At 64.0% G+C, this 26,581-nt stretch carries 23 protein-coding genes; 11 read left to right on the top strand and 12 right to left on the bottom strand.

What is annotated here, in order from left to right:
* Positions 1-30 precede the first annotated feature (30 nt).
* The 3 genes from dapD to CRP40_RS00665 all read left to right on the top strand — a co-directional run bounded on the left by dapD (position 31) and on the right by CRP40_RS00665 (position 2,759).
* Complete coding sequence (gene dapD / locus CRP40_RS00675; protein ID WP_027913866.1) at positions 31-1,065, top strand: 2,3,4,5-tetrahydropyridine-2,6-dicarboxylate N-succinyltransferase; 1,035 nt, start codon at positions 31-33, stop codon at positions 1,063-1,065.
* An 81-nt stretch (positions 1,066-1,146) separates the two neighbouring features.
* Positions 1,147-2,352 (top strand): cysteine desulfurase, encoded by a 1,206-nt coding sequence (locus tag CRP40_RS00670; protein WP_027913865.1) that lies wholly within the window; start codon positions 1,147-1,149, stop codon positions 2,350-2,352.
* The gene (locus CRP40_RS00665) at positions 2,349-2,759 is read left to right on the top strand and encodes a SufE family protein (protein WP_027913864.1); all 411 of its coding nucleotides are present in this window, start codon (positions 2,349-2,351) and stop codon (positions 2,757-2,759) included. The genes CRP40_RS00670 and CRP40_RS00665 overlap by 4 nt, the downstream gene beginning before the upstream one ends.
* A 13-nt stretch (positions 2,760-2,772) precedes the next feature.
* Here CRP40_RS00665 and tcdA read toward each other — a convergent pair whose 3' ends face one another.
* The gene (gene tcdA, locus CRP40_RS00660) at positions 2,773-3,582 is read right to left on the bottom strand and encodes a tRNA cyclic N6-threonylcarbamoyladenosine(37) synthase TcdA (RefSeq protein WP_033694928.1); all 810 of its coding nucleotides are present in this window, start codon (positions 3,580-3,582) and stop codon (positions 2,773-2,775) included.
* Between the two features lie 118 nt (positions 3,583-3,700).
* Between tcdA and CRP40_RS00655 the strand changes: the two genes are divergently transcribed.
* The 4 genes from CRP40_RS00655 (at position 3,701) to CRP40_RS00640 (ending at position 8,841) form a co-directional block, all read left to right on the top strand.
* On the top strand, positions 3,701-6,298 hold the full coding sequence (locus CRP40_RS00655; RefSeq protein WP_027913862.1) for a glycosyltransferase: 2,598 nt from the start codon (positions 3,701-3,703) through the stop codon (positions 6,296-6,298).
* A gap of 181 nt (positions 6,299-6,479) precedes the next feature.
* On the top strand, positions 6,480-7,631 hold the full coding sequence (gene dapE, locus CRP40_RS00650) for a succinyl-diaminopimelate desuccinylase (RefSeq protein ID WP_027913861.1): 1,152 nt from the start codon (positions 6,480-6,482) through the stop codon (positions 7,629-7,631).
* A complete protein-coding gene (locus CRP40_RS00645; protein ID WP_027913860.1) occupies positions 7,631-8,443 on the top strand; it encodes a putative RNA methyltransferase in 813 nt (270 codons plus the stop codon). Before dapE ends, CRP40_RS00645 begins: the two co-directional genes overlap by 1 nt.
* A gap of 17 nt (positions 8,444-8,460) precedes the next feature.
* Positions 8,461-8,841 (top strand): hypothetical protein, encoded by a 381-nt coding sequence (locus tag CRP40_RS00640; protein WP_023534045.1) that lies wholly within the window; start codon positions 8,461-8,463, stop codon positions 8,839-8,841.
* Positions 8,842-8,901: 60 nt separating this feature from the next.
* On the opposite strand, the gene CRP40_RS00635 is transcribed toward CRP40_RS00640, so the two are convergent.
* The gene (locus CRP40_RS00635) at positions 8,902-9,111 is read right to left on the bottom strand and encodes a cold-shock protein (RefSeq protein ID WP_023534051.1); all 210 of its coding nucleotides are present in this window, start codon (positions 9,109-9,111) and stop codon (positions 8,902-8,904) included.
* Between the two features lie 244 nt (positions 9,112-9,355).
* Here CRP40_RS00635 and plsB point away from each other — a divergent pair, with 244 nt between their 5' ends.
* The gene (plsB, locus tag CRP40_RS00630) at positions 9,356-11,842 is read left to right on the top strand and encodes a glycerol-3-phosphate 1-O-acyltransferase PlsB (RefSeq protein WP_027913859.1); all 2,487 of its coding nucleotides are present in this window, start codon (positions 9,356-9,358) and stop codon (positions 11,840-11,842) included.
* Between the two features lie 28 nt (positions 11,843-11,870).
* Complete coding sequence (locus CRP40_RS00625; RefSeq protein WP_027913858.1) at positions 11,871-12,557, top strand: DUF4197 domain-containing protein; 687 nt, start codon at positions 11,871-11,873, stop codon at positions 12,555-12,557.
* 57 nt (positions 12,558-12,614) lie between these two features.
* Here the strand turns inward: CRP40_RS00625 and CRP40_RS00620 are convergent, their stop codons facing one another.
* Together CRP40_RS00620 and CRP40_RS00615 are read right to left on the bottom strand one after the other, a co-directional pair.
* The gene (locus CRP40_RS00620) at positions 12,615-15,683 is read right to left on the bottom strand and encodes an efflux RND transporter permease subunit (protein WP_027913857.1); all 3,069 of its coding nucleotides are present in this window, start codon (positions 15,681-15,683) and stop codon (positions 12,615-12,617) included.
* Between the two features lie 6 nt (positions 15,684-15,689).
* Positions 15,690-16,787, bottom strand: coding sequence for an efflux RND transporter periplasmic adaptor subunit (locus tag CRP40_RS00615; protein WP_027913856.1), 1,098 nt, complete (start codon positions 16,785-16,787; stop codon positions 15,690-15,692).
* A 173-nt stretch (positions 16,788-16,960) separates the two neighbouring features.
* On the opposite strand from CRP40_RS00615, the gene CRP40_RS00610 reads away from it, so the two are divergent.
* Complete coding sequence (locus tag CRP40_RS00610) at positions 16,961-17,602, top strand: TetR/AcrR family transcriptional regulator C-terminal domain-containing protein (protein WP_027913855.1); 642 nt, start codon at positions 16,961-16,963, stop codon at positions 17,600-17,602.
* 78 nt (positions 17,603-17,680) lie between these two features.
* Here CRP40_RS00610 and CRP40_RS00605 read toward each other — a convergent pair whose 3' ends face one another.
* Entirely contained in the window at positions 17,681-18,457 is a 777-nt protein-coding gene (locus tag CRP40_RS00605) for a class I SAM-dependent methyltransferase (protein ID WP_027913854.1), read from the bottom strand.
* 104 nt (positions 18,458-18,561) lie between these two features.
* Between CRP40_RS00605 and CRP40_RS00600 the strand changes: the two genes are divergently transcribed.
* Entirely contained in the window at positions 18,562-19,182 is a 621-nt protein-coding gene (locus tag CRP40_RS00600; protein WP_027913853.1) for a hypothetical protein, read from the top strand.
* Positions 19,183-19,184: 2 nt separating this feature from the next.
* Here CRP40_RS00600 and CRP40_RS00595 read toward each other — a convergent pair whose 3' ends face one another.
* The 7 genes from CRP40_RS00595 to ppc form a co-directional block, all read right to left on the bottom strand.
* Positions 19,185-19,874 (bottom strand): extensin family protein, encoded by a 690-nt coding sequence (locus CRP40_RS00595; RefSeq protein WP_027913852.1) that lies wholly within the window; start codon positions 19,872-19,874, stop codon positions 19,185-19,187.
* The gene (locus tag CRP40_RS00590) at positions 19,871-20,704 is read right to left on the bottom strand and encodes an isocitrate lyase/phosphoenolpyruvate mutase family protein (protein WP_027913851.1); all 834 of its coding nucleotides are present in this window, start codon (positions 20,702-20,704) and stop codon (positions 19,871-19,873) included. Before CRP40_RS00590 ends, CRP40_RS00595 begins: the two co-directional genes overlap by 4 nt.
* Positions 20,705-20,733: 29 nt before the next feature.
* Positions 20,734-21,603, bottom strand: a complete 870-nt coding sequence (locus CRP40_RS00585) for a DUF72 domain-containing protein (RefSeq protein ID WP_027913850.1) — start codon at positions 21,601-21,603, stop codon at positions 20,734-20,736.
* Positions 21,604-21,606: 3 nt separating this feature from the next.
* The gene (locus tag CRP40_RS00580; RefSeq protein ID WP_027913849.1) at positions 21,607-21,897 is read right to left on the bottom strand and encodes a hypothetical protein; all 291 of its coding nucleotides are present in this window, start codon (positions 21,895-21,897) and stop codon (positions 21,607-21,609) included.
* A 130-nt stretch (positions 21,898-22,027) separates the two neighbouring features.
* Positions 22,028-22,702, bottom strand: coding sequence for a tRNA (adenosine(37)-N6)-threonylcarbamoyltransferase complex dimerization subunit type 1 TsaB (tsaB, locus tag CRP40_RS00575; protein WP_027913848.1), 675 nt, complete (start codon positions 22,700-22,702; stop codon positions 22,028-22,030).
* Between the two features lie 166 nt (positions 22,703-22,868).
* Entirely contained in the window at positions 22,869-23,519 is a 651-nt protein-coding gene (gene adk / locus CRP40_RS00570; RefSeq protein ID WP_027913847.1) for an adenylate kinase, read from the bottom strand.
* A gap of 256 nt (positions 23,520-23,775) precedes the next feature.
* Positions 23,776-26,403 (bottom strand): phosphoenolpyruvate carboxylase, encoded by a 2,628-nt coding sequence (gene ppc / locus CRP40_RS00565; RefSeq protein ID WP_027913846.1) that lies wholly within the window; start codon positions 26,401-26,403, stop codon positions 23,776-23,778.
* Positions 26,404-26,581: the final 178 nt, after the last annotated feature.

Genomic DNA, 26,581 nt, shown 5'->3' with positions numbered 1-26,581 from the left:
TCCCTACCCTATTTAGCAAGAGGTAACCACATGTCCAATTCCCTGTTCAGCCTGGCCTTTGGTGTCGGCTCCCAGAACCGCCAGGGCGCCTGGCTGGAAGTGTTCTACGCACAGCCCCTGATCGACCCGAGCCCCGAGCTGGTCGCGGCCATCGCACCAATCCTTGGCTATGAGGGTGGCAACCAGGCCATCACCTTCAGCAACGCCCAGGCCGCGCAACTGGCCGACGCCGTCAGAAGCGTCGATGCCGCACAAGCCGCCCTGCTCACGCGTCTGGCAGAAAGCCACAAGCCGCTGGTGGCCACCCTGCTGGCTGAAGACGCCGCACTGGCCTCCACGCCCGAGGCCTACCTCAAGCTGCACCTGCTGTCCCACCGCCTGGTCAAGCCGCACGGCGTGAGCCTGGCCGGTATCTTCCCCCTGCTGCCAAACGTGGCCTGGACCAACATCGGCGCCGTGGACCTGGCCGAGCTCGCCGAGCTGCAACTCGAAGCGCGCTTGCGTGGCGAGCTGCTGGAAGTGTTCTCGGTGGACAAGTTCCCGAAGATGACCGACTACGTGGTCCCGGCCGGCGTGCGCATCGCCGACACTGCACGGGTACGCCTGGGCGCCTACATTGGCGAAGGCACCACCATCATGCACGAAGGTTTCGTCAACTTTAACGCCGGCACCGAAGGCCCGGGCATGATCGAAGGTCGTGTGTCGGCCGGTGTCTTCGTCGGCAAAGGGTCGGACCTCGGTGGCGGCTGCTCGACCATGGGTACCCTGTCCGGCGGCGGCAACATCGTCATCAAGGTCGGCGAAGGCTGCCTGATCGGTGCCAACGCCGGTATCGGCATTCCACTGGGCGACCGCAATACCGTCGAAGCGGGCCTGTACATCACCGCCGGGACCAAGGTGAACCTGCTGGACGAGCACAACGAACTGGTCAAGGTCGTCAAGGCACGCGACCTGGCGGGCCAGGCCGACCTGTTGTTCCGCCGCAACTCGCTCAATGGCGCCGTGGAGTGCAAGACCCACAAATCGGCCATCGAGCTGAACGAAGCCTTGCACGCACACAACTGAAAACCCCACCGGGTATGAAGTGTTAAGATCGGGTCTGGCGCCTCAGCGCCAGACCCGATTTTCATTCCAGGCCCCGCGAATATGTTCCAGCCCTCCCCCTGGCGTGCCGATTTTCCTGCCATCGACGCCCTGCAACGCCAGCACCAGACCTACCTGGACAGCGCCGCCACCGCTCAGAAACCCCAGGCGCTGCTCGACGCTCTAGGCCATTACTATGGCAGCGGCGCGGCCAATGTCCACCGTGCCCAGCACCTGCCTGGCGCGCGGGCAACCCAGGCCTTCGAAGCCAGCCGCGACAAGGTCGCCCGCTGGTTGAATGTCGGACAGACCGGCCAGATCGTGTTCACCCATGGCGCCACGGCTGCGCTGAACCTGCTGGCCTACGGCCTGGAGTCTCGTTTCGAGGCCGGCGACGAGATTGCCATCAGCGCCCTCGAACACCATGCCAACCTGCTCCCGTGGCAGCAGCTGGCACACCGACGCAACCTGCGCCTGGTGATATTGCCGGTCGATGCACGCGGTTTCATCGACCTGGAGCGGGCGCTGCAGATGATCGGGCCACGCACCCGCGTCCTCGCCGTCAGCCAGTTGTCCAACGTGCTGGGCACTTGGCAGCCGCTGCCGGCCCTGCTCGCCCATGCCCGCGCACAGGGTGCACTGACGGTGGTAGACGGCGCCCAGGGTGTGGTGCATGGGCGCCAGGACCTGCAGCAACTGGGGTGCGACTTCTATGTGTTCTCCAGTCACAAACTGTACGGGCCGGACGGGGTGGGCGTTTTGTACGGGCGCGACCAGGCGCTGGGGCTGCTGCGCCATTGGCAGTTCGGCGGAGAGATGGTGCAACTGGCCGAGTACCAGCGCGCGAGCTTCAGGCCGGCGCCGCTGGGCCTGGAAGCCGGCACACCGCCCATCGCCGGGGTGATCGGCCTTGGCGCTACGCTCGATTATCTGGCGAGCCTGGACGCGGCGGCGGTGCTGGCTCACGAGGCCGGGTTGCATGCCCGGCTGATCGAGGGCCTCACGCAACGCGAAGGTATTCGCCTGCTAGGCCTGCCGCAGTGTGCGTTGGCCAGCTTCGTCGTGGAAGGGGTGCACAACGCCGATATCGCGCACCTGCTCACCGAACAAGGCATTGCCGTGCGGGCAGGCCATCACTGTGCGATGCCCCTACTCCAGGGGTTGGGCCTGGACGGGGCGATCCGCGTGTCGCTGGGCCTCTACAATGACCAGGCCGACCTGCAACGCTTCTTCGAGGCGCTGGACCAGGCGCTGGAGTTGCTGCGATGACCTTGCCAGCACAAGCCGATCAGGCACTGGAGGCCTTTGCGCAGAGCAAGGGCTGGGAGCAGCGCGCGCGGCTGTTGATGCAGTGGGGGGACCGCCTGGAACCGCTGACTGAAGCCGAGAAGACCGAAGCCAATCGCGTTCACGGGTGCGAAAGCCTGGTCTGGCTGGTGGCCGATGCCGTGGACGGCCACTGGCGATTCAAGGCCAGCAGCGATGCACGCTTGCTGCGCGGTCTGCTGGCGCTGCTGCTGGTGAGGGTGCAGGGCTTGAGTGGTGAGGCGCTGCTGGCGCTGGACGTGCAGGACTGGTTCGGGCAACTGGGCCTTGAACGCCAGCTGTCACCCTCACGCAGCAACGGCTTGCATGCCGTGGTGCAGCGAATGGCTGTGCTGGCTTCTGGGCGTTGATGCCACCGCGCATTCACTCCGGCCGGACACGCTCCGATGGCCGCCTGGCGCCCGCTACCAGCTTCTCCACGGCTTTGCTGGCGGCAACCATGCCGAACGTGGACGTCACCATCATCACCGCGCCAAAGCCGCCGGAGCAGTCCAGCCGTACGCCCTCGCCCACGAAACTCTTCTGCAGGCACACACTGCCATCCCCCTTGGGATAACGCAGCTGTTCACTGGAAAACACACAGGGCACGCCATAGTTACGGCTGACATTGCGCGAGAAGTTGTAGTCGCGGCGCAAGGTCGAGCGCACCCTTGAGGCCAGCGGGTCGTTGAAGGTCTTGTTCAAGTCCGCGATCTGGATCTGGGTCGGGTCGATCTGGCCACCTGCACCACCGGTGGTGACGATGCCGATCTTGCGCCGCCGGCACCAGGCTATCAGGGCTGCCTTGGCCATGACGCTGTCAATGCAGTCCACCACGTAGTCGAACTGTTCGGTGATGTACTCGGCCATGGTCTCGCGGGTGACGAAATCGGCCACCGCGTGGACCTTGCACGCCGGGTTGATGGCCCGCAGGCGCTCGGCCATCACCTCGACCTTGGGCCGGCCCACCTGCCCTTCCAGCGCATGGGCCTGACGGTTGGTATTGCTCACGCACACATCATCCAGGTCAAACAGGGTGATCTCACCCACCCCCGAGCGGGCCAAGGCTTCGGCCACCCACGAGCCCACCCCGCCAATCCCGACGATGCCCACGTGGGCCTGCTGCAGGCGCTGCAGGCCCTGGTCGCCATACAACCGGGCCACCCCTGCAAAACGTGGATCTTCTGTGCTCATGTCAATACCCCAAAAAACCGGCGCGCATTATAGGCCAGCCAGGCCATGCCCTGCACGGTTATGAAAGACACCTTAACCCTGCTTTAATGTCGTAACACTTCGACACTTATGGACGACAATGTCTTCACGTAAATTCGGCCTGAACCTGGTAGTGGTCCTGGCCATCGCGGCGCTGTTCACCGGTTTCTGGGCGCTGATCAATCGCCCGGTATCGGCACCGGCCTGGCCCGAACAAATCTCCGGCTTTTCCTACTCGCCGTTTCGCCTGGGTGAAAGCCCGCAGAAGGGCCAGTACCCGGACGACAACGAGATGCGTCAGGACCTGGAGCAGATGAGCAAGCTCACCGACAGCATCCGTATCTACACCGTCGAAGGCACCCAGGCGCACATCCCGAAGCTGGCCGAGGAATTCGGGCTGCGGGTAACGGTGGGGATCTGGATCAGCCCGGACCTTGAGCGTAACGAGCGCGAGATCGCCACGGCCATCGAACTGGCCAACACCTCGCGCAGCGTGGTACGGGTGGTGGTCGGCAACGAAGCCTTGTTCCGCGAGGAAGTGACGCCGGAAAACCTCATCCAGTACCTGGACCGTGTACGCGCGGCCGTGAAAGTGCCGGTGACCACCAGCGAGCAGTGGCACATCTGGAAACAGAACCCGCAACTGGCCAAGCATGTGGACCTGATCGCCGCCCACATCCTGCCCTACTGGGAATTCGTGCCCATGAAGGACTCGGTCGAGTTCGTCCTCGACCGTGCGCGGGAGCTGAAACACCAGTTTCCCCGCAAGCCGCTGCTGCTTTCGGAAGTGGGCTGGCCGAGCAATGGCCGGATGCGCGGTGGTGCCGATGCCACCCAGGCCGACCAGGCCATCTACCTGCGCACCCTGGTCAACACGCTCAACCGACGCGGCTTCAACTATTTTGTGATCGAAGCCTACGACCAACCCTGGAAAGCCAGCGATGAAGGCTCGGTCGGGGCCTATTGGGGCGTGTTCAACGCCGAACGCCAGCAGAAATTCAACTTCGAAGGCCCCGTGGTCGCCATTCCCCAATGGCGAGCCTTGGCAGTGGCCTCGGTGGTGCTGGCGATGATTGCACTGATGGTGCTGTTCATCGATGGCTCGGCCCTGCGCCAGCGTGGGCGCACCTTCCTGACGTTCATCACGTTCCTGTGCGGATCGGTGCTGGTGTGGATCGCCTACGACTACAGCCAGCAGTACAGCACCTGGTTCAGCCTTACGGTAGGCGTGCTCCTGGCCCTTGGCGCACTGGGGGTGTTCATCGTGCTGCTGACCGAAGCCCATGAGCTGGCCGAGGCAGTATGGACGCACAAGCGGCGGCGCGAATTCCTGCCGGTGCACGGCGACAGTGCCTACCGACCGAAAGTGTCGGTGCATGTGCCGTGCTACAACGAACCGCCGGAAATGGTCAAACAGACCCTCGATGCCCTGGCCGCGCTGGATTATCCGGACTACGAAGTGCTGGTCATCGACAACAACACCAAGGACCCGGCCGTGTGGGAGCCGCTCAAGGCCCACTGTGAAAAGCTCGGCGAGCGCTTCCGGTTCTTCCACGTCGCACCCCTGGCCGGTTTCAAGGGCGGCGCGCTCAACTACCTGCTCCCGCACACGGCCAAGGATGCCGAAGTGATCGCGGTGATCGACTCGGACTACTGCGTCGACCGTAACTGGCTCAAGCACATGGTGCCGCATTTCGCCGATCCGAAGATCGCCGTGGTGCAGTCGCCGCAAGACTACCGCGACCAGCACGAGAGCGCCTTCAAGAAGCTGTGCTACAGCGAGTACAAGGGCTTCTTCCACATTGGCATGGTCACCCGCAACGACCGCGATGCGATCATCCAGCACGGCACCATGACCATGACCCGGCGCAGCGTGCTGGACGAACTGGGCTGGGCCGAGTGGTGCATCTGCGAAGACGCCGAACTTGGCCTGCGGGTGTTCGAGAAGGGCCTGTCGGCGGCCTACGCCCACAACAGCTATGGCAAGGGCTTGATGCCTGACACCTTCATCGACTTCAAGAAACAGCGCTTCCGCTGGGCCTATGGCGCCATCCAGATCATCAAGCACCACGCCGCTGCCCTGCTGCGCGGCAAAGGCAGTGAATTGACCCGCGGCCAGCGTTACCACTTCCTGGCCGGCTGGCTGCCGTGGATTGCCGACGGCATGAACATCTTCTTCACGGTGGGGGCCTTGTTGTGGTCTGCCGCCATGATCATCGTGCCGCACCGGGTGGACCCGCCGCTGATGATCTTCGCCATCCCGCCGCTGGCGCTGTTCTTCTTCAAGGTCGGCAAGATCGTGTTCCTGTATCGCCGCGCCGTTGGGGTCAACCTCAAGGATGCACTGGCCGCTGCGCTGGCCGGGTTGGCGTTGTCGCACACCATCGCCAAGGCCGTACTGTACGGGTTCTTCACCAGCAGCATGCCGTTCTTCCGCACGCCGAAAAATGCCGACAGCCATGGCTTGCTGGTGGCGATTTCCGAAGCGCGGGAAGAACTGTTCATCATGCTGCTGTTGTGGGGCGCTGCAGCCGGAATTTACCTGGTGCAGGGCTTGCCGAGCTCGGACATGCGCTTCTGGGTCGCCATGCTCCTGGTGCAGTCGCTGCCCTACCTGGCCGCGCTGGTGATGGCGTTTCTGTCATCACTGCCCAAGCCTGAAGCAAAGGCTACGGAAAAGGCTGTCGAGACGCCCTAGGCGTGAGGCCTTGCAGGCCGACTTGCCGGCCATCACCGGCAAGTCGCCTGCAAAAGGACTGCGTGTTGTGCGAATGCGTGCAGGGGCCGGCTTGTCGGCGATTGGGCCGTGAAGCCCGACATCATTTGATATAAGATAACGCCCCTCAGCTTTCCCGCCTTGCCTTGCCCCGGAGTTCCCCATGACGGCCCCTGCCGAGCTCTCGCCTACCCTTCAACTGGCCTGCGACCTGATACGTCGTCCCTCGGTCACCCCCATCGACGCCGATTGCCAGGCGCAGATGATGCAGCGCCTGGGCGCCGTGGGCTTCGAGCTTGAACCGATGCGCATCGAGGACGTCGACAATTTCTGGGCCACCCATGGCACCCAGGCAGGCCCGGTGCTGTGCTTTGCTGGCCATACCGATGTCGTGCCTACCGGCCCGGTCCAGCAGTGGCAACACGAGCCGTTCCAGGCGCTGATCGATGCCGACGGCATGCTCTGCGGCCGTGGCGCGGCCGACATGAAGGGCAGCCTGGCGTGCATGGTGGTGGCCAGCGAACGCTTCGTGCGTGACTACCCAGGCCACCGGGGCCAGGTTGCCTTCCTGATCACCAGTGACGAGGAAGGCCCGGCCCATCACGGCACCAAGGCCGTGGTCGAGCGCCTCAAGGCGCGCAACCAGCGCCTGGACTGGTGCATCGTCGGCGAGCCCTCCAGCACCAACGTGCTGGGCGATGTGGTCAAGAATGGCCGTCGCGGCTCGCTCGGCGCCACGCTGACCGTACGCGGCAAGCAAGGCCACGTCGCCTACCCGCACCTGGCGCGCAACCCGATCCACCTGGCCGCGCCAGCGCTGGCCGAACTGGCAGCCGAGCATTGGGACCAGGGGAACGCCTTCTTCCCCCCGACCAGCTTCCAGATTTCCAATCTCAACGCCGGGACCGGTGCAACCAACGTGGTGCCCGGCGAACTGACGGCGCTGTTCAACTTCCGCTTCTCCACCGAGTCCACCGTGGAGGGCCTGAAGGCTCGGGTCTCGGCGATCCTGGACAAGCATGAACTGGATTGGTCGGTGGAGTGGGCGTTGTCCGGCCTGCCGTTCCTGACCGAGCCGGGCGAGCTGCTCGATGCGGTTTCGGCCAGCATCAAGGGCGTCACCGGCCGCGACACCCAACCCTCGACCAGCGGCGGCACCTCCGATGGCCGCTTCATTGCCACCATGGGCACCCAAGTGGTCGAACTCGGCCCGGTCAACGCCACCATTCACCAGGTCGACGAGCGCATCCTAGCCAGCGACCTGGACCTGCTGACCGAAATCTACTACCAGACCCTGGTACGGTTGCTCGCCTGATGCTGACCTGCCCACTCTGCCAGGCTGCCCTGAGCCCGCTGGACAACGGTGTGGTGTGCCCAGCGGGCCACCGCTTCGATCGCGCGCGCCAGGGCTACCTGAACCTGCTGCCGGTGCAGCACAAGAACAGTCGCGACCCAGGTGACAACCAGGCCATGGTCGAGGCACGCCGTCATTTTCTGGACGCTGGCCATTATGCACCGGTGGCCGGACGGCTGGCGCAATTGGCGGTCGAGCGCCAGCCAGGTACTTGGCTGGACATCGGTTGCGGCGAAGGCTACTACACCGCGCAATTGGCCCAGGCACTGCCTGATGCCCAAGGCTACGCCCTGGATATCTCCCGCGAGGCCATCAAGCGTGCCTGCCGCCGCGCACCGGACGTCACCTGGATGGTAGCCAGCATGGCGCGCGTGCCGCTGGCCGATGCCAGCTGCCAGTTCATCGCCAGCGTCTTCAGCCCGCTCGATTGGGCCGAAGCCAGCCGTGTGCTGAGCCCAGGCGGTGGCCTGATGCGCGTAGGCCCTACCAGCGGCCACCTGATGGAGCTGCGCGAAGTGCTCTACGACCACGTGCGCCCCTATGCTGACGACAAGCACCTGGCCCTGGTGCCCCAGGGCATGTATCACGCCCATGGCGAGGTCCTGGAATTTCGCCTGAGCCTGGCCGAACCCCAAGCCCGCGCTGCCCTGCTCGCCATGACCCCGCATGGCTGGCGCGCCAGTGCAGAGCGTCGGGCGCGCGTGATCGAGCAGCCGGAACCGTTCGAGGTCACCGTCTCCATGCGTTTTGACTATTTCGTGCGCCAAGCATGAGCACACCCGGAGGTGTTATGCGCCAACCTGATATCGAGATTTATCTCAAAGACGCCGAAGTCGACCACAAGCAGATTGCAGCCTGGCTGACCCAGGCCATCGGCCCGTGCACCGAATGGAAGCAGAAAGGCCAGACCTACAAGTGCCAGGCCGGTAACATTCCGGTCACTTGGTTACCCAAGGCTGTAGGGAAATGGAACAGCCTGTACCTGGAAAGCGACCAGACGCCCTGGGCCGATGATATCGCCTGTGGTCGTGATGCCCACGCGGCTCTGGGTGTGGAAGTACGCTGTGCACCCGGCGGCTGGGTAGAGGAAGACGGCGAGGAAGATGCTGACCGCTGGGTGCGTATCAGTGCCGACGGCGAAGAGGAAATCACCTGGCGCACGTCGCCCTGATGGGCGTCCCTGAAGCTGCAAGCACAGCCGGCTTGCAGCTTCAGGCTTGAGCCTGGTCGCTCAGAGACCCACGACATCCTCGGCCTGCAGGCCTTTCTGGCCCTGCACGCAGGCATACTCGACCTGCTGGCCCTCGACCAGGCTACGATGCCCCTCACCCCGGATGGCCCGGTAGTGAACGAAGACATCTGCGCCCCCTTCCCGTTGAATGAAGCCATAGCCCTTGGCATCGTTGAACCACTTCACGTTCCCAGTCTCACGAGACGACATCTGCACTACTCCGGATTTTTATTGTGAAAATCGCCTTGCAGACACGAGACAATCGCCCCGAATCAGCGCCGCGTGCGTAAATCTCCTGCAAGCGGCAGGCCTGATCGGTGCTGGCGCATAAAAAAATTGAAGACAGGCCACGTGCACGTCAAGCTAGGCGCAATGCGAACGACTGGCCTATCTGGGCTAACCGCGCAGTGATCGCTGCGCTCGGCACTCTTCACCCTCAACCAGGGCTCTTTTCATGACCCGTTCTCCCCTGCACCGCTTGGTATTCGGCGTTCTGCGCCGGTTCTTGTACCTGTGGGTGCGCTCCGAAACCATCAATCAGTCAGCCCTGACCCTCAAGCTCGACCGCAGTCGCCCTGTGTTCTACGCCTTGCCTTCGCCTGCGCTGACGGACCTGGCGGTGCTCGACCACGAGTGCACCAAGGCAGGGCTGCCACGCCCGGTACTGCCAGTGGTCGTCGGCCCCCTGCACGAGGCGGCTGCGTTCTTCTACCTCACCCCCGACCCGGACTGGCTGGGGCGCCATGACAAAAGTGGCGCCCCGCCTACCCTGGAACGTCTGGTCGAAGTGCTCGGCCAGCACGCCGAGGAAGATGCGCAGATCATTCCGGTCAGTGTGTTCTGGGGGCAATCGCCCGACAGCGAGTCGAGCCCGTGGAAGCTGCTGTTTGCCGACAGCTGGGCGGTGACCGGCCGCTTGCGCCGCTTGCTGACCGTGCTGATCCTGGGACGCAAGACCCGGGTGCAATTCTCCACCCCGATTCACCTGCGCGAACTCGTGCAGCACAACAAGGGCCACGCCCGCACCGTGCGCATGGCCCAGCGCCTGATGCGCGTGCACCTGCGCAACCTCAAGACAGCGGTCATCGGGCCGGACATCTCCCACCGACGCAACCTGGTCAAAGGCTTGATCCATGCGCCGTTGGTGCGCCAGGCCATCGCCGAGCACGCTGAGCGCGAGCACGTGCCCCAAGCCAAGGCCGAGGCACAGGCCCACCACTACGGTAACGAAATCGCCTCGGACTACACCTACACGGCCATTCGCTTTCTCGAAGTGGTACTCAGCTGGTTCTGGCACAAGATCTATGACGGCATTAAGGTCAACCACATCGAGCAGGTCCAGGGCATCGCCCCGGGCCACGAGGTGATCTACGTCCCTTGCCACCGTAGCCATATCGACTACCTGCTGCTGTCGTACTTGCTGTTCAAGAACGGCCTGACACCACCGCATGTGGCGGCCGGCATCAACCTGAACATGCCCGTGGTGGGCAACCTGTTGCGCCGTGGTGGCGCGTTCTTCATGCGCCGGTCGTTCAAGGGCAACCCGCTCTACACCGCCGTGTTCAACGAATACCTGCACACGCTGTACACCAAAGGGTTCCCGGTGGAGTACTTCGTCGAGGGCGGCCGCTCGCGTACCGGGCGCATGCTCCAGCCGCGCACGGGAATGCTGGCCATCACCCTGCGCAGCTTCCTGCGCTCCTCACGCACGCCGATCGTGTTCGTGCCTGTCTACATTGGGTATGAGCGCGTACTCGAAGGCCGTACCTACCTCGGGGAGTTGCGCGGGGCGAGCAAGAAGAAAGAATCCATTTTCGACATTTTCAAAGTGCTAGGTGCGCTCAAGCAACGCTTTGGCCAGGTCTACGTCAACTTCGGCGAACCCATCCGCCTGGCCAGCTTTCTCGACCAGCAGCAACCCGGCTGGCGAGACCAGGACCACGGGCCACAGTACCGCCCGGCTTGGCTCAGCGAAACCACGACGCGCCTGGGCGATACCGTCGCCAGGCACCTGAACGGCGCAGCGGCCATCAACCCGGTCAACCTAGTGGCGCTGGCCCTGCTTTCCACCAGCAAGCTGGCCCTGGACGAACGTGCGCTGGTGCGCGTGCTCGACCTGTACCTGGCGTTAATGCGCCAGGTGCCCTACTCCGCACATACCACAGTGCCCGAAGGCGACGGTCAGGCCCTGATCGAGCATGTGCGCGGGATGGACCTGGTGGCAGAGCAGAAGGACGCGCTTGGGCGCATTCTGTACCTGGATGAAAACAACGCGGTACTGATGACCTATTACCGCAACAATGTCCTGCACATCTTTGCCCTGCCTGCCCTGCTGGCAAGCTTCTTCCTGAGTAGCTCGCGCATGAGCCGCGCCTTGCTTGGCCAATATGTCCATGCCTTGTACCCCTACCTGCAGGCGGAGCTGTTCCTGCGCTGGGAACCTAAGCAGTTGGACGAGGTGATCGACCTGTGGCTTGGCGCGCTGGTCGAGCAAGGCCTGCTTCGCCAGGACCACGACATCTTTGTCCGTGCAGCGCCCAGTTCTCGTCAGTTCGTGCTGCTGACCCTGCTGGCGCGCAGCATCACCCAGACCCTGCAGCGCTTCTACATGGCGACTTCGCTGCTGCTCAACAGCGGCCAAGGTACCCTGAGCGCCGAAGCGCTCGAAGCACTGTGCGTGATGATGGCCCAGCGCCTTTCGATCTTGCATGGCCTGAACGCACCGGAATTTTTCGACAAAAGCCTGTTCCGCCACTTCATCCAGACGCTGATCGACCAAGGTGTGCTGCGCGAGAATGCACACGGCAAACTGAGCTACAGCAACAAGCTAGGCGGGTTGGCCGAAGGCGTGGCCAAGCGCGTGCTGTCGGCCGAGTTGCGCTTGTCGATCCGCCAGGTTGCCCTGCACGGGGATGATGGCCTGGCAACGGCGACCCTATGAACCTTTTTCTGAATACAAGGACACTGCCATGACCCGCTCCTCCCTGCGTCTGACCACCCTGTGCGCCGGCCTGCTGCTGTCGGCCAGCGCCTTTGCCCTGTCGCTTGGCGACCTCAGCCAGAAGGACGCCACCGGTGGCCTGAAAGACGCACTGACCCAAGGCGCGCAGTTGGCCGTCAAGCAGCTGAGCACGCCGGGCGGCTTCAGCAACAACCCGGACGTGCGTATCGAGCTGCCCGGCAACCTGGGCAAGGCGGCCAAGGCCATGAAAATGTTCGGCAAAGGCGACCAGGTGGACGCGCTCGAAGCCGGCATGAACAAGGCCGCTGAGGCGGCCGTGCCGCAGGCCCAGGCGATTCTCGTCAACGCCGTGAGAAACATGACCGTGACCGATGCCAAGGGCATTCTAAGCGGCGGTCAGGATTCGGCCACCCAGTACCTGAACAAAAGCAGCCGCGAGCAGATCCGTGCCAAGTTCCTGCCAATCGTCAAGCAAGCGACCGACCAGGTCGGCGTGGCCCAGCAGTACAACGCCTTCGCCGCACAGGCCAAAGGCCTGGGGCTGATCAAGAATGACGCCAACATCGAGAACTACGTGACGGAAAAGGCAATGGACGGTTTGTTCGAGATGATCGCCAAGCAGGAGCAGAGCATTCGGCAGAACCCTGCCCAGGCCGCCACGAGCCTGGCCAAGAAGGTATTTGGCGCACTCTGATCGCTACCTGAAAGGGGCCCCGCCGCGGGCCCTTTTTACACCGCAGCAAAAAGGCCGCTAGTCGCGTTCCCTGACCTTGAACCAGGCGGCGTACAACGCCGGCAGAAACAGCAGGGTCAAGGCGGTGGCGACGATCAGCCCGCCCATGATCGCCACGGCCATTGGCCCGTAGAACACGCTGCGCGACAACGGGATCATGGCTAGCACGGCCGCCAAGGCCGTCAGCACGATAGGCCGGAAACGGCGCACCGTGGCTTCGACGATGGCCTGCCAGCGCCCCAGCCCGGATGCGATATCCTGCTCGATCTGGTCCACCAGAATGACCGAGTTGCGCATGATCATGCCCGCCAGGGCAATGGTCCCCAGCATGGCGACGAACCCGAACGGCTGGTTGAACACCAGCAGGAACAGGGTCACGCCAATCAAGCCCAGCGGCGCCGTCAGAAAGACCATGACCGTGCGAGAAAAACTGCGCAGCTGAATCATCAGCAGGCTCAACACGACCACGATGAACAACGGCATGCCGGCATTCACCGATTTCTGCCCACGTTCGGCATCTTCCACCGTGCCACCCACCTCTAGCAGATAGCCATCGGGCAACTTGGCCCGGATGCCTTGCAAGGTAGGCTGTACCTGCTTGACCACAGTGGCCGGCTGTACCTTGTCGTAGATATCGGCCCGCACGGTCACCGTCGGCAGACGGTCGCGGTGCCAGATGATGCCTTCCTCGAAGCCGTAGGTCAGCGTGGCCACCTGTGACAGGGCCACGCTACGCCCGTTGTCCGTGGGCAGCGACAAGCTGGCGAGCTGGCTCAGGTCGTTGCGTTCCTGTGAGGTGCCTCGCAGCAGGATTTCGATCAGCTCATCGTCTTCGCGGTACTGGCTGACCGCGGTGCCTGTGAGCGAGCTTTGCAGGAAACTGGACAACTGGCGGGTGCTGACGCCCAAGGCGCGGGCGCGGTCCTGGTCGATTTCCACGAACACGGCTTTGCTGGGCTCTTCCCAGTCCAGGTGCACATTGACCACATGGGGGTTCTCCCGCACCTTTTCTGCCACTTCCCGGGCCAGGGCGCGTGCTTGTTCGATGTGCTCGCCTGTCACTCGGAACTGCACGGGGTAGCCCACCGGTGGGCCGTTTTCCAACCGGGTGACGCGCGCGCGCAGATCAGGGAACTGCTGCTCGACCGTGCTGATCAGCCAACTGCGCAAGTCTTCGCGTGCTTGCATGGAGTCGGCCAATACCACGAATTGGGCGAAGCTGGCAGCGGGCAGTTGCTGATCCAAAGGCAAATAAAAGCGCGGCGACCCTGAACCGACATAGGCGACATAGTTGACGATGCCCTGTTGCTGCTTGAGCAACTGCTCAAGCTGCCGGACTTTCTCGCCCGTGTTGACCAGCGATGCGCCTTCGGCAAGCTTCAGGTCGACCATCAGCTCAGGACGCCCGGAGGCCGGGAAGAACTGCTGCGGTACGAAGCGAAACAGGAACACGCTGCCCACGAACGCGGCGATGGTCAGCACGATAACGGTCTTGCGGCGCCGCACGCACCATGCCACCACACGGCGCACACGCTGGTAGAAGGGCGTGGCATACGGGTCCGGTGCAGCGCCGCCGTTACCGTGGCGAGCGGCGTGTCGCTTGGCCAGATCCGGCAGCAACCGCTCGCCCAGGTAGGGCACGAAGAGCACGGCGGCCACCCAGGAGGTGAGCAACGCAATGGTCACCACCTGGAAGATCGACCGTGTGTACTCGCCGGTGCTGGAGGCAGCCGTGGCAATGGGCAGGAACCCGGCTGCGGTGATCAGGGTGCCGGTCAGCATGGGGAATGCCGTGCTGGTCCACGCATAGCTTGCCGCTTTCAGGCGGTCGAAGCCCTGCTCCATCTTGATCGCCATCATCTCCACGGCAATGATGGCGTCATCGACCAGCAACCCCAGGGCGAGCACCAGCGCACCCAGTGAGATCTTGTGCAGGCCGATGCCAAAGTAGTACATGGCGGCGAAGGTCATGGCCAGCACCAGGGGGATGGCCAGCGCCACCACCAACCCCGTGCGCACGCCCAGCGAAAAGAAACTGACCAACAACACGATCACCAGCGCCTCGCACAGCACCTGGACGAACTCGCCAACCCCTGCCTTCACCGCAGCGGGCTGGTCGGACACCTTGCGCAGCGACAAGCCGGCCGGCAAGCCGCGGGCCAGACGCTCGAATTCCGCTTCCAGGGCCTTGCCCAAGGTCAGGATGTCACCCCCATCCTTCATCGACACCGCCAGGCCGATGGCGTCTTCGCCCATGAAGCGCATCCGCGGCGCAGGCGGATCGTTGTAGCCCCGGTACACGCGCGCCACATCGCCCAGGCGAAACGTGCGCTCGCCCACGCGCAGTGGCAACTGGCGAATCTGCTCGACACTGTCGAATCGCCCACTGACCCGCAGTTGCACACGTTCGCTGGGCGTTTCGAAGAACCCGGCCGTGCTCACCGCATTCTGCTCCTGCAACGCCTGCTGCACCGCCTGCAAAGGGATGCCGAGGGTGGCCAGCTTGACGTTGGACAGTTCGATCCAGATCTTCTCGTCCTGCAAACCGATCAGCTCGACCTTGCCCACATCCTTGACCCGCTGCAGCTGGATCTGAATACGGTCCGCATAGTCCTTAAGGACCGCGTAGTCGAAACCCGGCCCAGTCAGCGCATAGATGTTGCCGAACGTGGTGCCGAACTCATCGTTGAAGAACGGGCCCTGCACCTCGGGTGGCAGCGTGTGGCGGATGTCGGCGACCTTCTTGCGTATCTGGTACCACAATGTGGGGATATCGGCCGAGTGCAGAGAGTCGCGGGCCATGAAGGTCACCTGCGATTCACCGGGGCGCGAGAACGAGACGATCTTTTCGTACTCGCCGGTTTCCATGAGCTTTTTCTCGATGCGCTCCGTGACCTGGCGCGCCACCTCCTCAGCGGTGGCGCCGGGCCACAGGGTGCGGATGACCATGGCCTTGAAGGTGAAGGGCGGGTCTTCGCTCTGACCCAGCTTGGTGTAGGACAGCGCGCCAACGCCCGCGAGCAGTATCATCAAAAAGAGTACGATCTGGCGGTTGCGCAGCGCCCAGGCAGAGAGGTTGAAACCCATCCCGAGTTACTCCTTGCCCGTCAGGTCGACTGTACGGTTGGCGCGGTCCACGGGTCGCACCTGCTGGCCTTCGCGCAGCACATGACCGCCGGCTGCCACCACCCAGTCGTCAGCCGCAAGCCCCGCGAGCACAGGCACGCTGTCAGTCCCATAGGCGCCAAGCTGCACCGTGACCCGCTGCACACGGTGCTCGCCAGTGACCCGCCAGACGTACGCCTGGCCGGCTTCAGCCGTGACGGCCGACAGGGGAACCGACAACGGCACCTGCCCTGGGTGGGCGACCAATACCCTGGCGCTCTGCCCCAGCGTTGCCGGCACCTCGTTGGAGGTAAAGGCAACCCGAGCCGCGTAGGTTCTGGAGCGCGGATCGGCGGCCGGCGACAGCTCGCGGATCCGCCCCTCGAAGCGCCGCCCCGGGTGCGACCACAGCTCCACGGTGACCGGTTGGCCCACGGCGAAGCGGGCGTATTGCTGCTCGGGGACGGCGATGGCCACTTCGCGCTCGCCGTCAGCTGCCAAGGTCAATACCGTCTGACCCGCAGCGACGACTTGACCGACTTCGACCAGGCGCCTGGCTATCACCCCTGCCTGAGGCGCGCGCAACACAGCGTAGTCGGCCTGGTTACCCGCCACGTCGAACTCGGCCTTGGCCTGCTTGAGCCGGGCGACCCCAGCGCGATAGAGGTTTTCGGCGTTGTCGTACTGCGAGTGGCTGATCATCTGCTTGTCGAGCAACTTCTGGTAACGGTCACGCTCGGTGCGCACCAGCGCCAGGTTGGCCTCGGCACCGGCTACCTGCGCGCGGTTAGCCTCCAACTGCAGGCGCACATCCTGCGGGTCCAGTTCAGCCAGCGGCTGGTTGAGCTTGACCCGTTGCCCTTCTTCGACAAGCCGCTTGCTGACCTTGCCACCAATGCGAAAAGCCAGTTCCGGCTCCAGTCGCGCCCTCACCTCGCCTGGGTAGTTATCGGCCATCGCCTCGGCTGGCCGCGGCTGAACCACCAAAGCAGGGCGAACCACCGCAGGTAATGCAGGTTCCTGATTGCACGCCGTAAGCATCAAGAGGACCATGGGCAGGGCAAGGCTGAGGGCACGGGGCAACATCGGGAATCCCTTCGCAAAATGCTGATCGAATATTTGAACTGGCCGGTATAGTAAGTCAGCCATCAAGGCACGGGAAGAGCGTCCCGAGGTTTTTTTGGAGCGTTTGCGCGCTATTGCGGTCAAGAACAGCGAGCCACGCCCAAGCCGTATAAGATAGGCAACCTTCAAGGCAGATGCAGATCCCAATGTCCAACGACGTCTCCAGCGGCCCAGGCCGCCCAAAGGACCTTGCCAAGCGCCAGGCCATTCTCGAAGCGGCCAAGTCGCTGTTTCTGAGCCTGGGTTACGCAAGTACCAGCATGGATGCGGTCGCGGCGGCAGCGGGTGTATCGAAGCTGACGGTGTACAGCCACTTCACCGACAAACAGACACTGTTCTGCTCGGCGGTCATGGCCACGTGTCAGTTGCAGTTGCCCGATCAACTGTTCGAATACCCCGAGCACGCGCCGATAGAAGAAGTGCTCTTGACCATCGCCCGCAGTTTCCAGGCCCTGATCAGCAGTGACGAAGCCGTCAAACTCAGTCGCCTGATCATGGCCCAGGGCAATAGCGATCCAGGCTTTGGCGAGTATTTCTACGAGGCCGGGCCCAAGCGGGTGCTGGCGGGAATGGAGGCCTTGCTGCGCGGGGCCGACGAGCGCGGGCTGTTGCGGATCGATGACCCGCTCAGGGCAGCGGAGCATTTCTTCTGCCTGGTAAAAGGCGCGCCGGATTACCGCCTGATGCTGGGCTGCGCCGAGCCGCTGTGCGGCGAAGCGGCCGAGGCGCATGTGTGCGAGGTGGTCGAGGTGTTTCTGCGCGCATTCAGGCCCTGAGTCGGACCAGACTCGACAACCCACGTTGGTCGTCCAGGGTTGCCTGCGGCGCAGGGCCCGGCCACTCTCATGCGGTGCTCAGCCTTTCAAGGCCTTCTTGGGGTAGATGTCATAGCGGCTCGACTTGCCCTCAAGGCCGTGGCTGGGTTTGGGTCCGTCGATGATCGGCGCCTTGCGCGGTCGCTTGACCACCACGCGGTGGGTCGCCAACGCCAGCGCCGCTTCGAGCAGCGCCGGGGCGTCCAGGTCGTCGCCGACCAACGGGCGGAACACGCGCATTTCCTTTTTCACCAGTGCGCTCTTGTCCCGGTGGGGAAACATCGGGTCCAGGTAGATCACCTGCGGCGGCTCGCCTTCCCAGTTGCGCATGCACTCGATGGCGTTGCCCGTCAGCAGGCGCATGCGCGCGACGATTGGCCCGACGTCCTCATCGGCACGGGCCCGCACCAGCCCGTCTTCCAGTAGCGCAGCCACAAGCGGCTGGCGCTCGATCAGGGTCATGTGGCAACCCAGACTGGCCAGCACGAAGGCGTCCTTGCCAAGCCCTGCGGTAGCGTCGAGTACCACCGGCCTCACACCCTGGGCGATGCCCACGGCCTTGGCGATCATCTGCCCGTTGCCACCGCCGAACTGGCGCCGGTGGGCAGCCTGGCCTTCGACGAAGTCGACCCGCACCGGGCCGGGGGCCTGGGGCCCCAACTGCTGGACCTGCAAACCCTCGGGGCCCAGCTGAACGGCGAACTGCGCGTCGTCATCCTGCAAGGGCAAGCCCAAGCGCTGCGCCCATGCCTGCGCCTGGCCCGCATACTCCTCGGACATCGCCTCGACCCTGATCCCCACGCCTTGCTCTTGCATCGCTCACACCTGAAAAAAACAACCTGGCCCTTAATGAACCGGCCAACGCGGCCGATACAGGCAATATCCCGCTATTCTGCCAGAGCACAACGCGCGCGACTGCCATGTCAGAAATTCTTCCTATCGGCTTGACCTACCTGTCGCCTGTCGACAACTACAGTCAGCACAACACCCAGGCACTGGGGGGCGTCAGCCACCTGTGGCAGGATTTCTTCGCCCGGGCAATGGCGGAGCAATCTGAAACGCCCGTCGACAGCGTCAGCCAGTCATTCGTGCAGTACGACCAGGCCAGCGGAGAACCTGTCGGCGGCGCCCGTGCCCTGGCCTTGATCGACGCGCAACGCGCCTGCCCGGTGCAAGACACCGTGGTCGCGCCACCCGAGCCGTTGTTCCTGCCCAAGGCCGAACTGGAGGCCAACCTGCTGCCGCCCGCCCCCGAGCCGTTCGGTGCGCTGGAAATGATCGAGCAGCAGCGTCAGCTTGATATCGACAACAGTTGGGTTCGGCCCGTGGTCGCCCGTCAGGGCCAACCCTTAGCTGAACCGGGTCCCGGCCCTGCACCACGGCCTCTGTTCCTGCCGATCGCCGAGTTCGACAGCACTTTGCTGGACCCGGCCCCCGAACCGTTCGATGAACCGACCCTGGCACGCCAGCAGCACGACCTGGCCTTCGACATGCACTGGGCGCGCCCAGTGGTGTTGAACAACGTGCGCGCTTACGCCTGAGGCTAACGGCACACCTGCCAACGGCCCATGTCTACATGAAAGTGATCGCGGTGCGCAGCATTGTACTCCGGCCCCAGCACCGTGCTGAAGTGCTCGCACGCCGCCTGACGTACCTCACGCAAGAACATCGCCTTGTCCCCGGTCCCCTGCCAGTCGCGCGCCAGGACGATGCGTTGGCCGTCCCGCAGACGAAAACCTGCAATGTCCAGGGCGTTGGCGCTGGCATGCTGGCTCAAGCGCCCTGCCTTGCGGTTGTAGACGTTGCGGCAGGCAAAGCTACCCAGGTGATCGACCTGCACCACCGACTGGCCCAGCACGCGCTGAGCCACCGGCTGCAGGCCGTGGCGCTCGAACAGGGCGTAGGCGACCGCCAGCGGGCAGCTGGCCAGGAAACTGCTGCTCAAGCGGGCCTGCCCACCTTCGATACGCCAGACATTGCTCAGTGGGCATTTGGCCGAGGCTGGGCTGTCAGCCTGCGCCCGGTAGCGCAGTTGACTGCTTTGAAGCGCCTGTTGGCAAAGCGCCGGGTCGTCGCGCAGACGCTTGAGCTTGAAGCCAGTCAGCCAGTTGGGCGGCTGGCTGACGTCCAAGGGGGCAAGCGGGTTCCACTGCGCAGGCGGGCGCCAGCCCAGGTGCCACGCCTGGCCGGCGGCCAGCACCAGCACGCCCAGAAGCAGCAGAACGACTTTCATCCGCGGCGGAACAGCTCATTGAGCTGATCGAACGGCAAGGCCTGCTCGGCGTAGCCAAACGTACCCTGTTCACGGATTTCCTGCGCAGCCCGCTGTAAGGCGCCAAAGGCCGCACGCGCCATCGACGAACCGACGCTAACGCGCCGTACACCCAGGTCCTGAAGCTGGTTGACGCATAACGGCACCCCCGCCATGCCCATCAGCACGTTCACTGGGCGAGGCGCCAGCGCCTGCACCACTGCCCGCACTTCCTCGGCCGTACGCAGCCCAGGGGCGTAGAGCACATCGGCGCCCGCCTCGGCGAAAGCCTGCAGGCGCTCGATGGTGTCGTCCAGGTCCTGGCGCCCGTGCAGCAGGTTTTCCGCGCGCGCGCACAAGGTGAAGGGAAAAGGCAGGCTGCGCGCCGCCTGCACGGCAGCACGAACACGCTCCACCGCAAGGCCCTTGTCGTAGATAGGTGACGCGGCGCGGCCACTGGCGTCCTCGATGGAGCCACCGACCAGCCCTGCTTCAGCAGCGCGCAGAATGGCCTGGGCGCAATCCTCGGGCAGATCCCCGAAGCCGTTCTCAAGGTCCGCAGCCACTGGCAATGCGGTGGCGTCGACGATTTCGCCTGCGTTGTCCAGCACGTCATCGAGGCTTAGCGCCCCTTCGGCATCCGGGCGCCCCAGGCTGAAGGCAAGCCCGGCGCTGGTGCTGGCCAAGGCCTCAAAACCCAGGCTGGCCAGCAGCTTGGCTGAACCGGCGTCCCAGGGGTTGGCCATGACGAAGGCGCCATCGCGTTGATGCAAGGCCTTGAAGGCTTCGGCTCGCAGGGTTTGCACATCCATGATCAAGCACTCCGGCAATGGGGAAGAAATCAGAGCAGGCCCAGCTGTTCGACCTCCGGCGCTCGCGGCAATTCCGGCAGTGCGGCCAGCCCGGGCAGGCGTAGCATGAGCCGCTGGTGGAAACGTTGCGCCAACGCGGCCGCCAGGCGGTTGTCAGCAGTGTGCAAGAAGATGTACGGGCTGCGCCCCTCTTCGATCCACGCAGCCAACTTGTCCACCCAAGGGGTCAGGAAGGGTTCGTTGTACTCAAGCGCCGGATGGCCGATGAAGCGCACCTGCGGACGCTGACTGAACGCGGCTGGTCGCGGCGGAACGTTGGGCTTCTTGGACTGGGCATGCACGATGGCGGGGTCAGTGGAGGTACAGCTGAACAGCGCCCTGGGATCGAGACACACCCGCTCGACACCCAAGTCGGCCAGCAGGCGGTTGAGCGCGCGTTCATCCTCGCCCTTGGCGAAGAACGCCGGATGGCGCACCTCCACTGCAACGTTTACACCCACCTGCTGCAGGAACTGGCTCAGCTCTGCCAGTCGCCCCGGGCCGTACGAAGCGGGCAACTGCAGCCAGTAAGGGGACACGCGCGGCCCGAGCGGCGCCATCAGGCGAATGAAGTCAAAGGCAGGTTCGAGATGGTCGCGCAGGTCGCCACCGTGGCTGATGTCGCGGGGGAACTTGGCCGTGAAGCGAAAATGCGCTGGCATCGTTGCCGCCCACCGGACCACCGTGGCAGGCGATGGCCTGGCATAGAACGTGGTATTGCCTTCGACGGCATTGAAGACCTGGCTGTACAGCCCAAGCATCTGCGCGGCGCTGGCGTCGGCAGGGTACAGGTACTCACGCCAGGCGTTTTCGCTCCACGAGGGGCAGCCAATGAAATAGGGGATGGACGGCAGGCTCATCCGTCAAATGTACAGGTCTAGCCCCAGTACTTCCATGTCCCAGTCGGTAAAGCCCGCTGTGCTCAGGTAACTGGCGAGTGCCGAGGCGGTGCGCCGGTCACGGGCGCGGGGGAACACCATGTCCTGCTGACGGGCTGGCAGCGTCCCGGTACGGCGACGAGCAGCAGGCTCCTGGGCTGCCATGGCGATCTCTTCCACCAGTTCGCCATCATCGGCCACGTCATCATGCACCGCTGCCTTGCGCGGCGTGCGCTTGATCGGAAAGGACTGTGATGAGAAACCGTCGACACGCATGGCATGAGCACCCAGGACCAATGATGGCAATTTAGCAGCATTGATGGCCCGCCGCTAATGCTCGGTTGAGAACTTGACCACACTTTATGCAAAAGGTTGTAGCACTATCGAGCGTGCCCGACGAACAGCCTTACTGCTTTTTGGGCGTTGCCACGTTATCGCGCAGGTAAATCGGCTGAGCCTGCTCAGCTGCGATGGCTTCACCCCGGGCCCAGGCAAAGCGCGCCAGGCTCAGCACATCAAGGGCACTGGGCAAGGCCGAGGGGTCGCTTGCGTCAGCAGTGACCGCCAGGCGCTCGGCATAGCCCCAACCCGTACCTGCTCCGAACCATGGTCCTTGCGCCCCTGCTGGCAACGCCACACATTCGGGTGGCAGCACCGCTTCAGCACCTTGCAGGCGCATTTCCCCGGCTACGGCCTGATAGCAGCCCCAGTACACTTCGTCCATACGCGCATCGATGGCGGCGGCCACTTGCTGGGCACCCTGTTGACGCAGTGCGCCCTGGGCCAGCGCTGCGAGATTGGACACCGGCAACACGGGCCGCTCCAGGGCGAAAGCCAGCCCCTGCACCACGCCGATGGCAATGCGCACACCAGTGAACGCACCCGGGCCACGGCCGAACGCAATGGCATCGACCGTGCCCAGGGCTACGCCGGATTCGGCCAGCAGTTGCTTGATCATTGGCAGCAACTTCTGGGCATGCATGCGTGGGATCACCTCGTAATGGCTGGTTACCTCACCGTTATGCAGCAGTGCAACGGAACAGGCTTCGGTGGCGGTATCCAGGGCCAACAAGGTGGTCATCGAACAGGTATCCAGGTGTGAGTGGGAAAGAGCGCGAGTATAGAGCAGCCGCGCCTTCGTGTCCCAAAGGGCCGCCGTGTGGGCTGCCGGGGATACGCCCACACCGCACAAGGCCAAAAACGACAACGGCCCGCAAGCGGGCCGTCGTTCAATGACAACGTGCCGATCAGCTCAGCGCGGCCAGTACCTTGGCAGTGATCGCTTCTACCGAGCCCACACCTTCGATGTGGCTGTACTTGGGCTTGCCACCGTTGCCCGCCGACAGCTTCTGGTAGAAGTCTACCAGTGGCTTGGTCTGGCTGTGGTAGACCGACAGGCGATGGCGAACGGTTTCTTCCTTGTCGTCATCGCGCTGGATCAGGTCTTCGCCAGTGACATCGTCCTTGCCTTCGATTTTCGGCGGGTTGTACTGGATATGGTAGGTACGGCCCGAGGCCAGGTGCACACGACGGCCTGCCATGCGGCCAACGATCTCTTCGTCGTCCACGGCGATCTCGACCACGGCATCAATGTCCACGCCCGCAGCGACCATGGCCTCTGCCTGCGGGATAGTGCGGGGGAAACCGTCGAACAGGCAGCCGTTGGCGCAATCAGGCTGGGCGATGCGCTCTTTGACCAGGCTGATGATCAACTCGTCGGAGACCAGTTGGCCGGCATCCATGACTTTTTTCAGCTCCAGGCCCAGGGGCGTGCCGGCCTTGACCGCCGCACGCAGCATGTCACCGGTGGAGATCTGTGGAATACCGAACTTTTCGGTGATGAACTTTGCCTGAGTACCTTTACCGGCCCCGGGAGCTCCCAGCAGAATTACGCGCATCTTGTGCTCCTCAAATTTTTGTATGCAATTCAATGGATTCGGCAACCAGGGCCAAGTCCGGAAATTAGGTATGACCATGAATCGGTCAGAAGGCTGCTCAAGATACACAGCGCCTGCCAGCCCGACAAGCGTCCCAAAGTTGCATGAATGCACCACTTCAGGTCGAGCGGGTCAGTGGTTGCGCCCAGCGCAACCCCCGTGCCGTCGCTGTTCGATGCCCCCCTGCACCTTTCTGAAGCAGCCCCGCCCCCTCCCCTCAACCGGTGTTGCGCAGCCCCGCGGCGATACCGGCGATGGTCACCAGCAACGCCTGCTCCAGCGGGCTGTCCAGAGCGGCCTGGCGGTCACGCGAACGCGCCAGCAGTTCTGCCTGTAGCCGATGCAGCGGGTCCAGGTAGGTGTTGCGCAGGCGGATGAATTCCAGGGTTTCGGGGCTATGCGCCAGTAGCACCTGCTGCCCGGTCAGGCTCAGCACGACCTGGCACGACTGCGACAATAGGTCGCGCAGCTGTGTACCTAAAGGTAGCAGGTGCGGTTGCACCAGACGTTGGTCGTAGGCCTCTGCAATTTGGGCATCGGCTTTGGCCAGCACCATCTCCAGCATGTCGATGCGCGTGCGGAAGAACGGCCACTGCTCGCGCATCTGCGCAAGCAACGGGCCCTGCCCGGCAGCTAGCGCGTTGTTCAGTGCCGTCTCCCAACCCAGCCAGGCTGGGAGCATCAGTCGAGTCTGGGTCCAGCCGAAGATCCAGGGGATGGCGCGCAGGCTTTCGATACCGCCGGCACGTCGCTTGGCCGGGCGACTGCCCAGCGGCAGGCGCCCCAACTCCTGCTCGGGGGTCGACTGGCGGAAGTACTCGACGAAGTCCGGGTGCTCACGCACCACGTCGCGGTAGGCCTTGACCCCATCGGCAGCCATCTGATCCATGAGGTCGCGCCAGGCCGGCTGCGGGGGCGGCGGTGGCAGCAGCGTGGCTTCGAGCACGGCGGCCAGATACAGGTTGAGGTTCTGCTCGGCAATGCCAGGCAAGCCGAACTTGAAGCGGATCATCTCCCCCTGTTCGGTGGTGCGGAACCGCCCGGCGACCGAACCCGGCGGTTGCGACAAAATGGCGGCGTGAGCCGGGCCGCCGCCGCGCCCCACCGTACCGCCCCGGCCATGGAACAGCAGCAACTCGACCTGGTGCTCGGCGCAAATGCGCACCAGGCTTTCCTGGGCGCGGTACTGGGCCCAGGCCGCGGCCGTGGTGCCCGCATCCTTGGCCGAATCGGAATAGCCGATCATGACCTCCTGAGGGCCATGCAGGCCGGCGCGATAACTGGGCAGCGCCAGCAGACGCTGCATCACCGGGCCCGCGTTATCCAGGTCAGCCAGGGTTTCGAACAGCGGCACCACCCGCATCGGACGGGTCAGGCCGGTTTCCTTGAGCAGCAATTGCACCGCCAGCACGTCCGACGCAGCACCTGCCATCGAAATCACGTACGAGCCCAGCGAGGCGCCTGGCGCCGCGGCGATCTCCCGGCAGGTGGCCAACACCTCGGCCGTCTCGTCCTGAGGCTCGAAGTGGGCTGGCAGCAGCGGCCTACGGTTGGCCAGCTCCTGTTCCAGGAAGTCGATACGCTGTTCCTCATCCCAGTCGGCATACCGGCCCATGCCTAGGTACTCGGTGATTTCGCTCAGCGCATCACGGTGACGCGCGGCGTCTTGGCGCACGTCCAGCCTGACCAGGAAGAGGCCGAAGGTCACGGCCCGGCGCAGGCAGTCCAGCAGCGGGCCATCGGCGATGATGCCCATGCCGCAGTCATGCAGCGACTGGTGACACAATTGCAACGGTGCAACCAGCTCGCGGTTGTCCACCAGCACGTCAGGCCCAGGCGGTACGTTGGCAGACAGTGCCGAATGGGCCCAGCTGCGAGTTGCCCGCAAGCGCTCGCGCAGTTGCTTGAGCAGCGCACGGTAAGGCTCCGGGCTGTCGCCCACGTGCTCGCGCAAGGCCGTACTGGCCTGTTGCATGGAAAGCTCGGCCGCCAGCGCATCGATATCGCGCAGGAACAGGTCCGCTGCCATCCAACGCGCCAGCAGCAGGACTTCCCGGGTGACCTTGGCGGTAACATTGGGGTTGCCGTCCCGGTCGCCGCCCATCCACGAAGCGAAGCGGATGGGGGCCGCCGTCAGTGGCAGCCGCTGGCCGGTCGCCTCCTGCAGGGCGTGATCGACTTTGCGCAGGTGGTTGGGGATGGCGTGCCACAACGAGTGCTCGATCACGGCGAAGCCCCATTTGGCCTCATCCACGGGCGTGGGGCGTGTACGGCGGATTTCCTCGGTATGCCAGGCCTCGGCAATCAGACGGCGCAAGCGGTCGCGGATCTGCGCGGTTTCGGCGGGGGTCAGGTCGCGATGATCCTGGGCAGCCAGCTGGGCGGCGATGGCGTCGTACTTCTGGATCAGGGTACGCCGCGAGACTTCGGTAGGGTGCGCCGTGAGCACCAGCTGGATATCCAGGCCAGCCAACTGCCGCGCCAGGTCCTGATCGTCATGGCCGGCCTGCTTGAGGCGGGCCAGCAGCTCCGGCAGCACGCGGGCCTCGAAGGGCTCGGGCTGGTCGGCATCGCGGCGTCGTATCAACTGGTATTGCTCGGCCATGTTGGCCAGGTTGAGGAACTGGTTGAATGCCCTGGCCACCGGCAACAGTTCGTCATCGTCCAGATCACCCAGGGTCGAGCTGAGCTCTTCGCCGGCATTGCGTCGATCAGCTTTCGCGCTGTGACGAATATCCTCGATCTTCTGCAAAAATTCATCGCCATACTGGTGACGAATCGTGTCGCCGAGCAGCTCTCCCAGCACATGGACATCTTCACGCAAACGCACATCGATATCGGTCATTGGCCCTCTCCGTGGCGCAGCTCAAGCGCCTGGCATGCCTTGTTAGGCTCATCGCGCTGCCTGTGAGGCCGCGACCTCATGCCAGAGTGCCAAGAGCAAGGCGGCGATGGCAAGCCATGCACACCCAAAGCAAACTAATGTCGATGCTCACCACTCTCATGCCTTGCATGCCCTAGCA

This window comes from Pseudomonas sp. URMO17WK12:I9 (assembly GCF_900230165.1).
In the GTDB taxonomy this organism is placed as follows: Bacteria; Pseudomonadota; Gammaproteobacteria; order Pseudomonadales; family Pseudomonadaceae; genus Aquipseudomonas; species Aquipseudomonas fulva.
This window is presented reverse-complemented; position numbering and strand designations above follow the sequence as displayed.

Excerpts from the sequence above, each read along its gene's own strand:
- CRP40_RS00615 (WP_027913856.1), bottom strand. The coding sequence starts at position 16,787 with ATGTTGCCCCGTGCCCTCAGCCTTGCCCTGCCCATGGTCCTCTTGATG.
- ppc (WP_027913846.1), bottom strand. The coding sequence starts at position 26,403 with ATGACCGATATCGATGTGCGTTTGCGTGAAGATGTCCATGTGCTGGGA.
- CRP40_RS00595 (WP_027913852.1), bottom strand. The coding sequence starts at position 19,874 with ATGAAAGTCGTTCTGCTGCTTCTGGGCGTGCTGGTGCTGGCCGCCGGC.
- CRP40_RS00635 (WP_023534051.1), bottom strand. The coding sequence starts at position 9,111 with ATGTCGTCTCGTGAGACTGGGAACGTGAAGTGGTTCAACGATGCCAAG.
- CRP40_RS00605 (WP_027913854.1), bottom strand. The coding sequence starts at position 18,457 with ATGCAAGAGCAAGGCGTGGGGATCAGGGTCGAGGCGATGTCCGAGGAG.
- CRP40_RS00620 (WP_027913857.1), bottom strand. The coding sequence starts at position 15,683 with ATGGGTTTCAACCTCTCTGCCTGGGCGCTGCGCAACCGCCAGATCGTA.
- CRP40_RS00655 (WP_027913862.1), top strand. The coding sequence starts at position 3,701 with ATGTCTTCACGTAAATTCGGCCTGAACCTGGTAGTGGTCCTGGCCATC.
- CRP40_RS00645 (WP_027913860.1), top strand. The coding sequence starts at position 7,631 with ATGCTGACCTGCCCACTCTGCCAGGCTGCCCTGAGCCCGCTGGACAAC.
- CRP40_RS00580 (WP_027913849.1), bottom strand. The coding sequence starts at position 21,897 with ATGCGTGTCGACGGTTTCTCATCACAGTCCTTTCCGATCAAGCGCACG.
- CRP40_RS00625 (WP_027913858.1), top strand. The coding sequence starts at position 11,871 with ATGACCCGCTCCTCCCTGCGTCTGACCACCCTGTGCGCCGGCCTGCTG.
- CRP40_RS00585 (WP_027913850.1), bottom strand. The coding sequence starts at position 21,603 with ATGAGCCTGCCGTCCATCCCCTATTTCATTGGCTGCCCCTCGTGGAGC.
- CRP40_RS00665 (WP_027913864.1), top strand. The coding sequence starts at position 2,349 with ATGACCTTGCCAGCACAAGCCGATCAGGCACTGGAGGCCTTTGCGCAG.
- tcdA (WP_033694928.1), bottom strand. The coding sequence starts at position 3,582 with ATGAGCACAGAAGATCCACGTTTTGCAGGGGTGGCCCGGTTGTATGGC.
- CRP40_RS00610 (WP_027913855.1), top strand. The coding sequence starts at position 16,961 with ATGCAGATCCCAATGTCCAACGACGTCTCCAGCGGCCCAGGCCGCCCA.
- dapD (WP_027913866.1), top strand. The coding sequence starts at position 31 with ATGTCCAATTCCCTGTTCAGCCTGGCCTTTGGTGTCGGCTCCCAGAAC.
- tsaB (WP_027913848.1), bottom strand. The coding sequence starts at position 22,702 with ATGACCACCTTGTTGGCCCTGGATACCGCCACCGAAGCCTGTTCCGTT.
- CRP40_RS00590 (WP_027913851.1), bottom strand. The coding sequence starts at position 20,704 with ATGGATGTGCAAACCCTGCGAGCCGAAGCCTTCAAGGCCTTGCATCAA.
- CRP40_RS00670 (WP_027913865.1), top strand. The coding sequence starts at position 1,147 with ATGTTCCAGCCCTCCCCCTGGCGTGCCGATTTTCCTGCCATCGACGCC.
- CRP40_RS00640 (WP_023534045.1), top strand. The coding sequence starts at position 8,461 with ATGCGCCAACCTGATATCGAGATTTATCTCAAAGACGCCGAAGTCGAC.
- CRP40_RS00600 (WP_027913853.1), top strand. The coding sequence starts at position 18,562 with ATGTCAGAAATTCTTCCTATCGGCTTGACCTACCTGTCGCCTGTCGAC.
- plsB (WP_027913859.1), top strand. The coding sequence starts at position 9,356 with ATGACCCGTTCTCCCCTGCACCGCTTGGTATTCGGCGTTCTGCGCCGG.
- adk (WP_027913847.1), bottom strand. The coding sequence starts at position 23,519 with ATGCGCGTAATTCTGCTGGGAGCTCCCGGGGCCGGTAAAGGTACTCAG.
- dapE (WP_027913861.1), top strand. The coding sequence starts at position 6,480 with ATGACGGCCCCTGCCGAGCTCTCGCCTACCCTTCAACTGGCCTGCGAC.